Source organism: Streptomyces sp. NPDC085931, assembly GCF_044540565.1.
Lineage (GTDB): Bacteria > Actinomycetota > Actinomycetes > Streptomycetales > Streptomycetaceae > Streptomyces.
On the sequence record NZ_JBITSK010000003.1, the window covers coordinates 110,508 to 125,217 of the forward strand.

At 71.8% G+C, this 14,710-nt stretch carries 14 protein-coding genes; 7 read left to right on the forward strand and 7 right to left on the reverse strand.

The window, feature by feature from the left end; genetic code table 11:
- Positions 1 to 30 precede the first annotated feature (30 nt).
- From ACIGAN_RS06710 to ACIGAN_RS06720, 3 genes are all read right to left on the reverse strand, one after another.
- Positions 31 to 744 (reverse strand): hypothetical protein, encoded by a 714-nt coding sequence (locus ACIGAN_RS06710; RefSeq protein WP_399855536.1) that lies wholly within the window; start codon positions 742 to 744, stop codon positions 31 to 33.
- A complete protein-coding gene (locus tag ACIGAN_RS06715) occupies positions 741 to 1,358 on the reverse strand; it encodes an RNA polymerase sigma factor (protein ID WP_399855539.1) in 618 nt (205 codons plus the stop codon). The genes ACIGAN_RS06710 and ACIGAN_RS06715 overlap by 4 nt, the downstream gene beginning before the upstream one ends.
- Before the next feature lie 159 nt (positions 1,359 to 1,517).
- Positions 1,518 to 1,805 (reverse strand): hypothetical protein, encoded by a 288-nt coding sequence (locus tag ACIGAN_RS06720; protein WP_399855542.1) that lies wholly within the window; start codon positions 1,803 to 1,805, stop codon positions 1,518 to 1,520.
- A 1,068-nt stretch (positions 1,806 to 2,873) separates the two neighbouring features.
- On the opposite strand from ACIGAN_RS06720, the gene ACIGAN_RS06725 reads away from it, so the two are divergent.
- Positions 2,874 to 3,149 (forward strand): hypothetical protein, encoded by a 276-nt coding sequence (locus ACIGAN_RS06725; protein ID WP_399855543.1) that lies wholly within the window; start codon positions 2,874 to 2,876, stop codon positions 3,147 to 3,149.
- Between the two features lie 70 nt (positions 3,150 to 3,219).
- Here ACIGAN_RS06725 and ACIGAN_RS06730 read toward each other — a convergent pair whose 3' ends face one another.
- Together ACIGAN_RS06730 and ACIGAN_RS06735 are read right to left on the reverse strand one after the other, a co-directional pair.
- Positions 3,220 to 4,443, reverse strand: coding sequence for a DUF6745 domain-containing protein (locus ACIGAN_RS06730; protein WP_399856210.1), 1,224 nt, complete (start codon positions 4,441 to 4,443; stop codon positions 3,220 to 3,222).
- 100 nt (positions 4,444 to 4,543) lie between these two features.
- Positions 4,544 to 4,870 carry a hypothetical protein gene (locus ACIGAN_RS06735; RefSeq protein ID WP_365095287.1) on the reverse strand — a complete coding sequence of 109 codons (327 nt, stop codon included), beginning with the start codon at positions 4,868 to 4,870 and terminating at the stop codon, positions 4,544 to 4,546.
- 178 nt (positions 4,871 to 5,048) lie between these two features.
- Between ACIGAN_RS06735 and ACIGAN_RS06740 the strand changes: the two genes are divergently transcribed.
- The 6 genes from ACIGAN_RS06740 (at position 5,049) to ACIGAN_RS06765 (ending at position 12,631) form a co-directional block, all read left to right on the forward strand.
- Positions 5,049 to 6,008 carry an STM4015 family protein gene (locus tag ACIGAN_RS06740; protein ID WP_399855547.1) on the forward strand — a complete coding sequence of 320 codons (960 nt, stop codon included), beginning with the start codon at positions 5,049 to 5,051 and terminating at the stop codon, positions 6,006 to 6,008.
- Positions 6,005 to 7,138 (forward strand): STM4014 family protein, encoded by a 1,134-nt coding sequence (locus ACIGAN_RS06745; protein ID WP_399855548.1) that lies wholly within the window; start codon positions 6,005 to 6,007, stop codon positions 7,136 to 7,138. Before ACIGAN_RS06740 ends, ACIGAN_RS06745 begins: the two co-directional genes overlap by 4 nt.
- 226 nt (positions 7,139 to 7,364) lie before the next feature.
- Positions 7,365 to 8,225 carry an STM4013/SEN3800 family hydrolase gene (locus ACIGAN_RS06750; protein WP_399856213.1) on the forward strand — a complete coding sequence of 287 codons (861 nt, stop codon included), beginning with the start codon at positions 7,365 to 7,367 and terminating at the stop codon, positions 8,223 to 8,225.
- Positions 8,222 to 9,589, forward strand: coding sequence for an STM4012 family radical SAM protein (locus tag ACIGAN_RS06755; protein WP_399855551.1), 1,368 nt, complete (start codon positions 8,222 to 8,224; stop codon positions 9,587 to 9,589). Before ACIGAN_RS06750 ends, ACIGAN_RS06755 begins: the two co-directional genes overlap by 4 nt.
- A gap of 9 nt (positions 9,590 to 9,598) precedes the next feature.
- On the forward strand, positions 9,599 to 10,567 hold the full coding sequence (locus ACIGAN_RS06760; protein WP_399855552.1) for an STM4011 family radical SAM protein: 969 nt from the start codon (positions 9,599 to 9,601) through the stop codon (positions 10,565 to 10,567).
- A gap of 309 nt (positions 10,568 to 10,876) precedes the next feature.
- A complete protein-coding gene (locus ACIGAN_RS06765; RefSeq protein ID WP_399855555.1) occupies positions 10,877 to 12,631 on the forward strand; it encodes an ankyrin repeat domain-containing protein in 1,755 nt (584 codons plus the stop codon).
- A 196-nt stretch (positions 12,632 to 12,827) separates the two neighbouring features.
- Here the strand turns inward: ACIGAN_RS06765 and ACIGAN_RS06770 are convergent, their stop codons facing one another.
- Both ACIGAN_RS06770 and ACIGAN_RS06775 read right to left on the reverse strand, forming a co-directional pair.
- The gene (locus ACIGAN_RS06770; RefSeq protein ID WP_399855558.1) at positions 12,828 to 13,118 is read right to left on the reverse strand and encodes a hypothetical protein; all 291 of its coding nucleotides are present in this window, start codon (positions 13,116 to 13,118) and stop codon (positions 12,828 to 12,830) included.
- A gap of 192 nt (positions 13,119 to 13,310) precedes the next feature.
- Positions 13,311 to 14,519, reverse strand: a complete 1,209-nt coding sequence (locus ACIGAN_RS06775; protein WP_399855560.1) for a metallophosphoesterase — start codon at positions 14,517 to 14,519, stop codon at positions 13,311 to 13,313.
- Between the last annotated feature and the right edge of the window lie 191 nt (positions 14,520 to 14,710).

Consider the following 14,710-nt stretch of genomic DNA (forward strand, 5'->3'; position numbering starts at 1 on the left):
CCGCGGGCACGATCCGTTCGAGGACGGGCCCTAGCTGTTCAGCGGGTCCCGCTCCGGTTCGCACGGGGTCATCCTGCCCTTGAAGGGGAAGTAGGCCTCACTCCGCACGAGCCTGCTGTCGTCCTTGGCGCCGACTGGCCGGTTCTCGATGCCCAGGGAGTCGCCGCGGTGCATGGTGACGCTCATGCCGGGCCAGTCGTCCGGAAGGGACGGCGCGCTCTTCGGGGCGTCGGTCCCGGGCAGGTCGAGGACGGCACTGGCCCCGACGACACCGAGGGACTCGCCGCGCTCCGGTGCACACCGGTAGCCCGGCTTCAGGTTGTCGATGGTGACGTGGATCCCCGCGGCCCGCAGTTTCGCGGCGAGTTCCTTCTGGGCGCCGGGGCCGATCCCCACCCGGTGAAGGCTGAAGGTGACGCTGCCGTCGTCGTGGTGCTCCAGGGAGTACGCCGGCGAGACGGCGGGCGAGCCGGGCACCAGGGTCACCCCGAACCCCGCCAGCGCGCAGACCCCGGCGGCGATGACGAGCCGGGGACGCGTGACCAGCCGGCGCCGTGGCCCCCGGGTCCGGGGCCGGCCCCCCGCGCCGGCCCCGGAGCCACCTCCCGCGCCGTGCCCGGCCGTTGTGTCGGCGGCCCCGCCAGCCGGCGTTCCCTCCGCCTCCGGTGCCGTTCGTTCCCGCCGCATGATCTCCCCCTGAAGCTCCGTCAGCAGGCGGTCCTCGAACGTCGTCCTCGCGGTCATGCCTCTCCCCCTGTTCCTCCGTTGACGAACGACAGTGACCCGCCGCGCGGCCCCGGTCCCAGTCCCGGCGGCAACCCCGCGGCCTCCGGACGCAGGGCCTTGCGGGCGCGGTGCAGCCGGACCCGGGCCGTGGTGCGGCGGATACCGAGTGCCGCCGCGGCCTCGGTGACCGTGAGCTGGTCGACCACGATCAGTTCCAGCACCGCCCGTTCCCCCGGCGGAAGCCGCTTCAGGGCGGCCAGCGCTCGGCGTGCCGGGCTCTGCGCGTCGAGCTTGTCCTCCAGCCGGACGATGTCGTCGGCCTCGAGCAGCCGCCGCCCCGAGATCCGCCGGACGCGTTCGGCCTCCTGGGCGACCCGGCGGTACTCGGACGAGACGACGTTGCGGGCGATGCCGTAGAGCCACGCGGTCTCGCTGCCCCTGGAGGGGCGGTAGGTGTGCGCCGAGTCCAGGACCGCGAGGAAGATCTCGGCGGTCAGGTCGGCCGCGGTGTGCGCGTCGGTGACGCGCCGGGCCACGAACGATGTCACGGCGTCCACATGGCGCCGGTAGAACTCCTCGAAGAGCTGTGGGTCGCACGCCGCCTCGGCAGGCCCGCCCCGGTTCCCTGTCACTCGGATCCCCTCGTCGTCGGTTGCGCTTCATCCGTACTTGGCGCTTCGGGCGGCAGGCGTTACACCCGTGCCGGACTCGCACGCCCCGGGGCCGTCGGTATGGATGACGCGGCACGGCCGCCAGGAGGACGGGTGCGGCGGGCCCCCGGACAACGGCCGCTAGTCCAGAGGTGGTCCGAGGCGGATGCGGGAGATGCAGGCCACGTTCTGCCGGTATTCCGTGTCGTCCTGGCGGTAGTAGTAGCGGCATCCGGTCAGTTCGCCGGTGACCTTGCCGGTCACGCGGACGCGGGCCGCCCAGAAGGCTTTGTAGGCGACGATGTCGAGTCCGTCGGGGACCTGCGCGATTTCGCCGCGCAGCAGTGTCAAGGGCTGGCCGGAGACGTTGTCGGCCGTGGGCAGTGCGACCCAGTACTCCTTGCCAACCTGAGCGTGAGGGCTGGTCACCTCGAGCCCGGCCTGGATGTCACTGTCGAGTGTGTTGCCGGCAGGTAGCCACAACGCTGATGGCCACGGCGCCCGCCAGTACGACCAAGAGGCTGCGCCTGCCGCGGACCGGCTTACCCGGGGTGGAAGGCTCCGGCCTTTCCACCGCTGATGGAGCCGTGCTTCCCAGGTGGTGCAGTCGCCGTCCGCTGCGGCGACCGGACAGGCGGTAGTGCGGACTTGCGGTGCGATGGCCCCGCCGACCACGAGGACGGAGTATCCCGTACCAGGTCGCGCCGGACGCAGAACGTCGGCTCTGGCCGATGGCCATGGAATCCCCCGTGAGTTCACCGTGCTCCCTGCGACTGTCGCGCAGACGGCGCGAACGAGCTGGTCAGGCTCGCAGTAGGCGAATTGAATCACGACAACTCGACAGCGCCGCGGAGCCAGTTGTTCCGGTAACGACCCTGGAACGTCGGACGCCCCGAGGAACGCGCCGTCCCGTGCACGGACGGAACGTACGCCTGGTCGGATGTGCGGCGCTCGGAGGAGCTGACCGAACTCGCCGACCCTATCCGGCTGGAGAAGAGAACGGCGTCGTATCGGAAGCAGCCAAGGCCTCTTGACCGGCGTCTGTTTTCCCCGCCTGCCGAGACCTCAGGGCGCGTTTACGGGCTGCCGCGTTGGCATGTGCGCTCGTTGCAGGCGCCGGGTGCTCGGCAGGGGATGCGTCGCCTCCCGGCCCTGCAATGTCAGAAAAGGCGCGGGCCTACCTGTCCACCGCGCTGGACCTCATGGAGGACTATGCGCTTCGCCGCGACCATGTCGACTGGGACGGAACTCGGCGAGCGGCCTTTGCCGAGGCCGGCAACGCGCGGCGTCCTGCCGATACCTACCCGGCCATCAGGACAGCTCTGGACGAACTAGGTGACGGCCACAGCGCACTCTTCGACCCGCAAGGGGCGGAGGAGATGTCCGGGGACGAGCAGGTTCGTCAGCCCGTGGAAGGGCGGGCGCTGCCGGGACGCGTGGGGTACTTGTCGCCGCCCGCAGTGCGCCAGCCGTTCCACCGCCAGTTCCGGGGAGGCCGTGACCGTGGCCTTCCGCGGCCGGCCCGATACCCGCTCCTTCGGCGAAGCCACCACAGGCCTCCCCACCGGCAACGTACGGCACCGGCTGTCCGACGGAGCGATCCTCAACCTCACCGAGGTGAAGGACGCCGACCGCACGGGGCGTACGTACGACAGCCCCATACCCCCCGACCAGCCAGTCGTCGACAACCCCGGGCGCAGGGGCGGCGAAGACCCCGTCGTGAGCGCGGCAGTCACGTGGCTGTCCCGGCAGCCCGGCTGCGCCATGCAATGACGTACAAGTGCTCGGACGCCGGCACCATACGGGCGAGTGAGGGCCGGGAGCCGCACGTCGGCCACCGCCGTCAGGTCTCGCGTACCGGTGCGTACACGTCCGCCCCCAGCCCGAACGTCCAGGCGACGCCTTCCCGCGCCGTGCGGGTCGAGGGCGGGACACGCAGCCAGTACGTGCGCCGGGTGCCGTCCGGTTCCGGTGTGCTGTTCAGGACCTCGACCATCACCACCGGCTCGTCGCCGTTCAGGTCGATCCGCCACAGGGTGCCCGTCTCGTCGGAGTGCAGGGGGCGCGCGCCGGAGTCCGCCAGGTAGCGCTCGTAGCCGTAGTACTCCAGCATCACCCTGCGCAGCTCGGCATTCTCCTCGGCCCGGATGCGGTCCGGTGTCAGCGTGGACAGCTCGGCGAGGAAAGCGGCGGGGACCGGCATGCCGCGCCAGGCGTGCAGAGCGAACCCGTCCCGGTAGGCGAGGGCGGGGCCGTCCCCGCGGTCCAGGCGGCCCGCCTCGTCGCGGTGCAGGGCGACAGGGCGTTCGCAGACGACAGCGACGGATGCGAACGGCCACCACCAGCCCGCCGTGCGGCACACCGCGCCCAGGCCGTCCAACGGCGCCCGGTCGGTGGGGAAGGCGGCGAGCCACGGCGCGTCGTGCTGGCCCAGCACCGCGTCCAGCAGAAGCAGCCGGATCGCGGTCTCCTTGGCGCGGTCGCGGGCACTTGCGCGACCGGTGGACAGGGACCCACCGCCCGTGCCACCCGAGCCGGCGGTGTCGTCCGCGCCGCCGCACAGGTCGTTCAGCAGCCCCGTGCGGATCCGGTCGACCAGCGTCTGGGTCGACTCCCAGAGGCGGCCACCGGTCGCCTCCCAGTGAGCCGACCAACCCGCAGGGCCCAACTCCCGGTGCAGCCGGTTGCGTTCGAGCGCCCACGGCCTCGTCCGGACCTCCTCTCGCACGCTGGGGCCCCTGTCCTCCAGGCCCAGCAGCAGCGTGACCGCCGCGCGCGGGGAGTCGGCCCACAGCACCCGCTCAGGTTCCGCGAGACCGGCACGCCGGTAAGCGAGGCGTACACCTGCCTCGGCCGCCGCGCGGTCGGCCGGAGCGGTCGCCGTGGCACACGCGCGCCAGAATCCAATGTCTTCGAGGACCCCCGTCCTCTCCCCCGCCCCCGTCCTCGCCTGGAACTCCTCCGGCCTCTCCGTCGCCGTAGAGGGGGAACCCGTCGAACCCGTCACCTTCGCTCCTTCACCGGCCTCATCGGCCTCATCGGTTTCATCGGCCTTGATCAGCTTCATCGGCCTGATCGGCTTGATCGACTGCATCACTTCGTCGGCTGCACCGCCTCATGGCTGCAACGACTGGATCCACTCCGTCGACCCCGTCGCGCCCGTCCCCTCAGTCCGCAACGATCCGCACGGACCCCGGCACGTACTCCCGCTGCCGGATCACCCGATACCACCCCCGGGGAAGGGGGATCGCCGCATGCTCCTCGTGCACCACACGTCCCCCCTGGGGCAGATGCAGCAGCAGAGGACCGAACGCCCCACGTTCCCGCACCAGTTCACCCGGGCCGACGACCGCGTGCGCGTGGCCGGTGACCTCGCCCAGCGCCAGCACCAGCCGGCCCCGCGCGTCGCGCGGCTCCCGGGGCGCGGCGGCGACATGCGCCGGCACCGCCTCATCGTCCAAGGGCACGATCAGCACGTCTCCCTGCCGGTACACGGCAGCCTCCCTCCCACCGGCGCCCACGCGCCGGACTCATGACGCAGACCGTAGGGGCAGCCACTGACAACGGGCCGGACCACGGCCCCCGTCGCGGGCACTGTCAGTGCCAGTTGGTAGAACTGCGGTCACGACGGAACGTCCCGTCCCCCTTCGCACTCTTCACAGGAGCAGCCGCATGACCATCGGTTCCCACCTCGACGCGTTCTACCGGCTGCCCGCCCACACCTTCCCCGGCCCCGACGAGCGGACGGACGACCTGCCCGAGGCGGACTCGGTCGCATGGCGCATCACCAGCGACGTCTACGACTCCGACGAGGCCTGGACCAAAGCTTTCGCCCGGTTCCGCGCCACCGTCGACACCACGCGCGTGCGTGCGCTCATCGTGGGCGCCTGGCAGGAGGCGTACGAGACCGACCCGTCCGACGTCATCGAGGCGCTGGTGGCCGCACGGGACGGCTTCCCCGCGCTGCGGGCGCTGTTCATCGGTGACATGGTGATGGAGGAGTGCGAGATCTCCTGGATCAACCAGACCGACGTCACACCGCTGCTCAGCGCCTTCCCCGACCTGGAGGAGTTCGGCGTCCGGGGCGGGACCGGGCTGCGTTTCCCCGCCCTGAGCCACTCCGGACTGCGCAAGCTGACCATGGAGTCCGGCGGGCTGCCCGCCGAGGTCGTCCGCGGTGTCGCCCACAGCGACCTGCCCGCCCTGGAGGTTCTCGACCTGTGGCTGGGCACGCCCGACTACGGCGGTGACAGCGAGGCCGCCGACCTGGAGCCCATCCTCTCCGGCGCCCGGCTTCCGCGTCTGCGCCACCTGGCCCTGTGCAACAGCGAGATGCAGGACGCCGTCGCCGCGGCGGTCGCCTCCGCTGCCGTGGTCGCGCGCCTGGAGGTGCTGGACCTGTCCATGGGCGTCCTGACCGACGACGGAGCCTCCGCCCTCCTGGCCGGGCAGCCGCTCACCCACCTGAAGGAACTCGACCTGCACCACCACTACATCAGCGAACCCCTCCTGGAGCGCCTGCGGCAGACGCTCGAACCCGCCGGCGTCGCCCTGGACCTGGACCGCGACGACGCCGACGAGGACCAGGACGGCGACGGCACGGTGTGGCGGTACGTCGCCGTGGGCGAATGAGCGCCACGGGCGTGCACTCCGGCCGGGCCCCCGGCCGCCGCTTCGCGGTCGTGGGCAATCCGGACAACCGCCGGGTCACGCTGTTCGCCGAGGCGGTACGCGCGGCCGGACTGCCGGCTCCGCGTGTCGTCCCCTGGCCGGAGGTACTGCGCGCCGGCGGAGCCGAGTTCGACGACGGGGAGATCGTCCGTATCGACTCACCCGGGGAGAACGCCGACGTCGACCGGCTGCTCCGCGGCGTCGAGGATCCCACCCGGGTGGAGGGCTCGGCCCGCTGGTACGCCGGGTTCACCGCCGCGCTGCGCACCCTGCGCGGCGGCATACGCCTCGACGACCCCGACGACCTGGCCGTGCTCTTCGACAAGCGGCGCTGCCACGCCGTCCTCGAAGCGGCGGGCGTGCCGGTCCCCGCCTCGCCCACGTCGGGGCCGGGGGCCGCACCGGTCCGCGGCTGGGACGACGTACGCACGCTGATGCGGGAGCACCGGATGCCCCGGTTGTTCGTCAAACCCGCGCACGGCTCTTCCGCTTCGGGCGTGCTGGCGGTGGAATCGGCGGGAGGCGGGCGCATCCGGGCCACCACCTCGGTGGAGATCGGGGCGGACGGGCGGCTCTTCAATTCGCTGAAGGTGCGCCGCTACGAGCGCGAGGGGGACATCGCGGCCATCGTCGACACGCTCGCTCCCGACGGCCTGCACCTGGAACGCTGGCTGCCGAAGGCGTCGCAGCAGGGCCGCGTCGCGGACCTGAGAGTCGTCGTGGTGGCCGGCCGAGCCACCCACGCGGTGGTGCGCACCAGCCGTTGGCCGCTGACCAATCTCCACCTCGGCGGCAGCCGGGGCGACCTCGACACGGCCCGGCGGGCCGTCGAGGCGGCAGGCGCCCGCTGGACCGACCTGCTGGACGTGTGCGAGCGGGCAGCGGCCTGCTTCCCGCGCACCCTGTGCGTGGGCGTCGACCTGCTGCTGGCCGTCGGGTGGCGCAGAGCCGCCGTCGGCGAGGTCAACGCCTTCGGCGACCTGCTGCCCCGGCTCACCGGCCTGCCCGGCAGCGGAGCGGAGGGCCTCGACACGTACGCCACCCAGGTCGCGGCCGCCCTGCTCGCGTACGGCGGCCGACCCGCCGACTGACCACCGACACGGCCACCCCGACGAGCACGACCAGCACAGCCACAGCCATAGCCACAGCCACAGTGAGTAAAGGCAGCCGCAGCCGGCCGCCCCAGGCAGCCACAGCCAGCACAACCCCTACGACCAGCACGACCGCACGCCGACAGAACAGGAACAAGCGCCCATGCCGTCGCCCGCACCGCCCCCTGAGCCGCTCCCGCCCACGCCGGAAGCGGGCGACCCGGACATGAACGAGATCGTCGGCAGCCACGACCTGCTCCTCGTCACCCTCGACACCCTGCGCTACGACGTCGCCGCCGAACTCGCCGCCGCCGGACGCATACCGAACCTCACCCGCCACCTGCCCGGCGGCCGATGGGAGAAGCGGCACGCCCCGGGCAGCTTCACCTACGCCTCGCACCAGGCGATCTTCGCGGGCTTCCTGCCCACCCCGGCCGCGCCCGGACCGCATCCGAGACTGTTCGCGGCGAGCTTCGCCGGCAGCGAGACCACCGCCCCGAAGACCTTCGTCTACGACACCCCCGACCTCGTCTCCGGGCTGGCGAAGGTGGGCTACCACACCGTCTGCATCGGAGGGGTGGGCTTCTTCAACAAGCAGGGCCCGCTCGGTTCGGTCCTGCCCGGGCTCTTCGAGGAGTCGCACTGGGAGCCGGAGTTCGGCGTCACCTCCCCCGCGTCCTTCGAGAACCAGGTGGCTCGCGCGGAACAGGTCATCAGTAAACTCCCTGCGGAGCGGCGGCTGTTCCTCTTCGTCAACGTGTCCGCCCTGCACCAGCCGAACTGGTTCCACCGGCCCGGCTCCACCCGGGAGGACGGTGACACCCGTGAGACGCACGCCGCCGCGCTGGAGTACGTCGACCGGCACATCGGGCGACTGTTCGCCGCGGTGAGCGGCAGGCGCCGCTGCTTCGCGATCGTCTGCTCCGACCACGGCACCGCCTACGGCGACGACGGCTACACCGGCCACCGTCTCGGGCACGACTGCGTCTGGACCGTGCCCTACGGCCACTTCGTCCTCGAACCCGCACCCTCCACGACCGCACCGGCGACGCACCCCGCCCCCCGCCCGACGGAGACCGCCCGATGACCGCCACCGCGTCTGCGACGGCCGCGACCCGAGCCAGGGCCCCTCTCGCCGGCGGCCCCTACCAGAGCTACGTCTACGCCTACCCCCACAAGACGGCCTACCGTCCCCTCCCCCACCGCCCCTCGCTCGACTCCCTGTGGGCCGCCGAGCCGAAGGACGCCCTCTCCCTCTACCTGCACGTCCCCTTCTGCGAGGTGCGCTGCGGCTTCTGCAACCTCTTCACCCGCATCGGCGCCCCGGACGGCCTGACCGGCGCCTACCTGGATGCCATGGAACGCCAGGCGGAGGCCGTACGTGGGGCGCTCGGGGACGGCGACGAGGTGCGCTTCGCCACCGCGGCGTTCGGGGGCGGCACCCCCACCTTCCTCACCGCCGCCGAGCTGGAACGCCTCTGCGACATCGCCGAGCACCGCATGGGCGCCGACCTGCGCGCCGTTCCGCTGTCGGTCGAGGCGTCGCCCGCCACGGCCACCGCCGACCGGCTGGCCGTGCTGGCCGCCCGGGGAGCCACCCGCCTCAGCCTGGGCGTACAGAGCTTCGTCGACTCCGAGGCCCGCGCCGCCGTACGCCCGCAACGCCGCGCCGACGTGGAGTCCGCGCTCGGACGCGTCCGCGACGCGCGCATCCCGGTGCTCAACATCGACTTGATCTACGGCATCGACGGCCAGACGGAGGCCACCTGGCGCCGGTCACTGGACGCGGCCCTGGCCTGGCGGCCCGAGGAGCTGTACCTCTACCCCCTGTACGTGCGCCCCCTCACCGGTCTCGGCCGCCGCGGCGGCGGCCCCGACCCCGCGTGGGACGAGCAGCGGCTCCGGCTGTACCGCGCCGGCCGCGACCACCTGCTCGCGCACGGCTACACCCAGCAGTCCATGCGCATGTTCCGCCGCGCCGACGCCCCGCCGCAGGGTGCCGACGACTACGCCTGCCAGACGGACGGCATGATCGGCCTCGGCTGCGGTGCGCGTTCCTACACCGCCGACCTGCACTACTCCTTCGACTACGCCGTGGGCATGCAGGAGATCCGCGCCATCATCGACGACTACGTCGGCGCCACCGACTTCTCCCGCGCCGAGGTCGGTTACGCCATGGACGCGCACGAGGCGCGCCGCCGTCACCTGCTGCAGTCGCTGCTCCAGGCAGAGGGACTGCGCCTCGACGACTACCGGGCCCGCTTCGGCGTCTCCCCCGCCGACGACTTCGGCCCCGAACTGGCCGCATTCGCCGAACGCGGCTGGCTGGCCGACGGCGACTCCGAGACCCTCCGGCTCAGCCCGGAAGGCCTCGCCCACTCCGACGCGGTCGGCCCCGCCCTGTTCTCCCCGGCCGTGCGCGAAGCCATGGCCGCCTACGAGAGGAAGTGACCGGCCCGCATGGACCTCACCCTCCTCTATCGCGGCCCGCTGGCCTCCTGCGACTACGACTGTCCCTACTGCCCGTTCGCCAAGCGCCGGGACAGCGGCGCCCAACTGCGGGCCGACCGCGCCGCCCTGGACCGTTTCGCCGCCTGGGCCGCGAGCCGGACCGAGGACCGTCTGTCCCTGCTGTTCACTCCGTGGGGCGAGGGGCTGGTGCGCTCCTGGTACCGGCGCGCGCTGGCGGACCTCTCCCGTCTGCCGCACATCCGGCGGGTGGCGATCCAGACCAACCTGAGCTGCCGCACCGACTGGCTGGCCGAGGCCGATCCCGGGACCATCGCCCTGTGGTGCACCTACCACCCGGGCCAGACCCCCTACGACCGCTTCCTGGCCAAGTGCCGCGACCTGGCAGCGCGCGGCATCCGGTTCAGCGTCGGCATCGTGGGACTGCCCGAGCACCTGGAACCGGCCCGCCGGCTGCGCGCCGACCTGCCGGAGCATGTCTACCTGTGGGTCAACGCCGCCGAGGGCCACTCCTACACGGACGCCGAGGCCGACGTGTGGAGGGCGCTGGACCCGCTCTTCCCGTACAGCCGTCACCCGCACACCAGTGCCGGTCTGCCGTGCCGCACCGGCGACTCCGTGATCTCGGTCGACGGTGAAGGCACCGTCCGCCGCTGCCACTTCGTACCCACCCCGCTGGGCAACCTCTACGACGGCTCCTACCGCGCCGCCCTGCGTCCACGCGCCTGCCCACTCGCCGTCTGCGACTGCCACATCGGCTACGTCCATCTGGAGACGCTGCCGCTGTACGACGTCTTCGCCGGCGGAGTGCTGGAACGGATCCCCGCGCGGGTCCCGGGGGCCGGATTCGGGTCCGGATTCGGGTCCGGGTCCGTTTCGGGGCCGTCAGCCACGCGTGTACCGACCGTCATCCCGGTGTCCGGTCACAAACCGTCGACGTGCAGCGGAACGGCCACGTGAAGGCGCTCCGGCAGGGGCTGTGAATCGCTGCGCGCGCTTGGCCGGTGTCCGACAGCCCCGTCCGGTACGACGTGTGCGCCAGTCCCGCGCAGGTCGGTTCCCGCGGTACGCCCGTGCCACCGCCACCACGCGGACACCTGCCTCTCGCCCGTCGGCGACACATGCCGGAGCGTCACCCAAGACCACCACGCTCTGCAGAGCAACGTCCGCCCGCTTCAACCACCTTCCACAGCTGGCTCAGACCACCTTTCTCCGTACCGGCTACTCAGGCTTCGACCAACTGTCAGACCCCTCTGCCAGGATCGGCACATGGGATTCTTCGACGATCTGGTGATGCCGGAGGAACCGGCCGACGAGCGGACGGTAGTGGTCCGGTTAGGCCCTCCGGGAGAGGACGCCGGGCGGTACGCGCCGCCGGTCGACTGGTTCGCTCCTGCGCTGCTGCCGCAGCTTGAGGTGCTCGGCGCCGGTCCGCACACGAAGGTGCTGCTGACGGGATGGTCCGTGTGGCCGCAGGCAGCCACGCTGCACCTGGCGGTCTTCCGCAGGTCCCGTCACGACAGCGTGGCCGGGGGACGGCAGTCCGGGTTGCGGGTGGGCCTGCTCTTCTCCGACGGCCGCCGGGTGACCTCGCTGGACGGCACGATCGACCGGAGGGTGGAGTTCACCGATTCGCAGGGGGAGGTGAGGGTGGCATCGACGCCGCAAGCGGTCGGGCTGATCCCGCTCGATCCCGGCTCGCACCATTCCCGCCGGTCCCTCTTCAAGACCGACGTCGACCTGTATCTGCCGGAGCTCCCACCGGCCGGCGAGGCTCAGCTGGTGGTGGAGTGGCCGGACGAGGCGATCGCCGAAACCCGCACCTCGATCGACGTGGCGGCCCTCCATGCCGCATCGGCTCGGGCGCTCGAGGTCTGGCCGTCGCTCGAGCCTCCGGATCCGTCGGGGCAGCCAGGTGCCTTCGGGTACGTCGAGCTGGGTGGACCGCCTTCCTTCCTGGCGCCGCCCCTGTCCCGGCATCAGCGCGAGATGCTGCGCCGCCAGGAGGCAGCCCGCATGCGCTACCTGCCGCGGGCCGACTGGCAGCAACTGGGCTATCAGGACTGGGGGGACGCGGCCCTGATCCGGGCTCGGCTGGACGCTGGGGCGCCGCCCGACGCCCGCGTCGGCTGGCGTGGCGGCACTGCGCTGCATATCACCGCGGAGCAAGGGGCGGCGGAGTCGGTGGCCGCGCTGCTGTCGCATCGAGCGGAGGTCGACGCACGCGACGAGGACGGACACACACCGTTGTGGTATGCCGCCTGCAGTGTGGACGCGGGCAGTGTCCAGGCGTTGATCGACGCCGGGGCCGATGTGTGGACGCCGCAGGCCGGGCCCTGGTCCCCGGGCCGGCTGCTGCTGACCACGCCGCTCGCGCCGCTCGTCGCGGATCTGCCGGGGGCGGTGGAACTGCCCGCGGAGGAAGCCGCGGCCTTCGCAGCGGCGGACGCGCTCATCGCCGCCTTCGGTGAGCAGGAGTTGTGGACGGAAGGGCTCGGGATCTGCTTCGTGCGGGGCCTGAGCGAGGAGGAGGTGATCCGGCGGCTGGGCGCCGATCCCGCGCAGTGCCCGCGGGCAGACTCCGAGCATGCGCCCTTCGATCCGATGGACTACGACAAGTCCCTCCGCTACGTAGGGGTCACGAGCGTGTCCGGGACCCCTGGCGGCTGTGTGATCACGCAGGACGGCTACATGCCGAGCGACGACGCCGTCATGCGGGCAATATCAACCGGCACCACCGCTTACGGAATCTATTTCAATCCCAAGGGCGGGACCTTCGGGAGCCTGGCTCGCGACGGCGACGTCGTCGAGCACGAAGAGATAGGGCTCTACCCGGACGGGAACGATCCGGCCGCTTATTGGCACTTCCGCTTCTGGCAGCGCCGGTCGGCCTTCCCGTACGGCGCCGACACACTCGCCTACGCCTGTGCGGCGGCCGGGCTGAGGATCCGCGACGCCCAGGACATCACGGACCGCAACGCTCCCCGCCGCTGGGTTCCGCTGGCTCCTCAACTCCAGCGCTGAGTACCGGATGCGCGGGTGGGTCGGGGAGGCGCCTTCGCCATGCCCAGAGGGGCCGGATCGCCTCCTCGGCCCCTGCGCGACACCACTGCCTCGTCACGTCAGGTTCCCGACCGTGCGGCAGGGCCGACACACCAGCGCTGCCCGAGTTTGGAGGCGCCGCGGCCCGAGCACTGGGCCGGACTGAGCTGCGGCAGCCTCATCGGTCGCCGCTGAAGTGGTCGAGGATCTCATCGCTGCAGTCATCCGCACCGACACGAGTCCGCGTGAAGGCCAGCACGCCGTCTTCGTTTCCCTCCTCCTTGGCTTCGGCCAGCTGCGTCTCGATGTTCGCGATGTACTCGGCGCACTCTGCGCTGACGGGCTTCTCGGGCCGCTGACCAGGCGCCGGAGAGGCGTTTAGCACGGCGGTGGCAGCGACAGCGGCCGCACACAGCACCGCCCACGCGACACCCCACGTGCGGCGGTTCATCCGTAACGGCTTGGGCATTCAGGCATCCTAGGGCGTCAACGCGGTTGTCGCCGGTGGGGAAACGACCGCTCAGCCGACCTGCCGCGCGACCTGGTTCACCGAGAACTCGGCCCTGCCGCCACCCGGTTCGCGAAATGCTGGCCCGGGCCGGAACGAGGCGGACGGCATCTACCGATGATCCCCGCTCCGGCGAGCTGTCGAACTCGCCGATCAACGCTTCGGGGAGCGCAGCACGAGCAAGGTGATCTCGCTGGGGGCGAAGACGCGGAACGGCGGTCCCCAGAAGCCGGTGCCTCGGCTTGTGTAGAGGACCGTGCGGGCGCCGTGGCGGCTGAGGCCCGCGAGGGCCGGCTGGTCGACGCGGACCAGGTAGTGGAAGGGCCAGATCTGGCCGCCGTGGGTATGGCCGGACAGCTGGAGGTCGACGCCGGCGGCTGCCGCGCGGTCGATGAACTTGGGCTGGTGCGCCAGGAGCAGGACGGGCAGGTCGGGGTCGGCGCCGTCCAAGGCTCCGGCCAGGTGCGCGCGGTGACCGGCCAGGCCGGAGGACTCTGCGGTGACGTCGTCCACGCCCGCGACCACGAGCGTGTCGCCGCCGCGTTCGAGCAGAACGTGGCGGTTGCGCAGCGGCTCCCAGCCCAGTTCGTTCATCAGGTCCACCCAACCCTGGGCCTGGCTGTAGTACTCGTGATTGCCGGTGACGTAGACGCGGGCATGAGTCGCCTGCACGGTGGCGAGGGGGGCGGCCTGGGCGCGTCGGCGGTCTGCGGTGCCGTCGGCGATGTCGCCGGTGTGACAGACCAGGTCGGCGTCCAGCGTGTTCACGGTGTCGCACACGCGCGCGGACCAGCGGGCGCGGTCGAGGGGGCCGTAGTGGGTGTCGGTGATCAGGACGACACGGAGACCATCCAACCCAGCTCCCAAGCGCGGGAGTTGCACGTCGAGTTTGCGCACACGGGGCACACGGCGTGCCTCGGTGTACCCCCAGGCGAGCAGTACGGCGCTGACGCCGAGGACGGCCCAGGTGACGATGCGGGCGCGGTCCTGTCCCTCCTCAACACCGGCCATCGCGAGGGCGAGCCGAAGCACGACCCCGAGCGCGACGGACCACGTGAACAGGACCCAGCTGACGCCCAGCAAGGTGTCACCGATGATCGCCGCCCGGTCGTCCTGGCGCCGGCCGTGGCCGCGCGCCATCGCGAGCGGCATGCCGACGAGGCCGAGTACGAAGAGGGCGGTACTTGTGAGCGTGGCCGGCATCGGCCAGTGCTGGCCGGTGTGCAGGAGAACCCAGCACGGCACGACCCACAGGAGAACAGGCGCGATCATGGGGAGGTAGCGCAACAGGTTACGCAGCCAGTTTCGTCCAGGCGCCTGCGCTTCACCGTCGGCGGGTCGGATGTCGTTCGTCTCGGTCACGCTTACCCCTCACAGACCCTCTTGCCGTTCCGCGCACTGTATCCGGCCGTCCTCGGGGCGGCGGGACCCGCATTCGCTTCGACGCGTGCCATCCGCTCCGCGAGCCCGGACGACGGCCACCGCCACAATCACGGCCAGGGTCAAGGTCAGAGCCAGGGCTACGGCTAGGCAACCGCCGGCTCCGGCTGCGG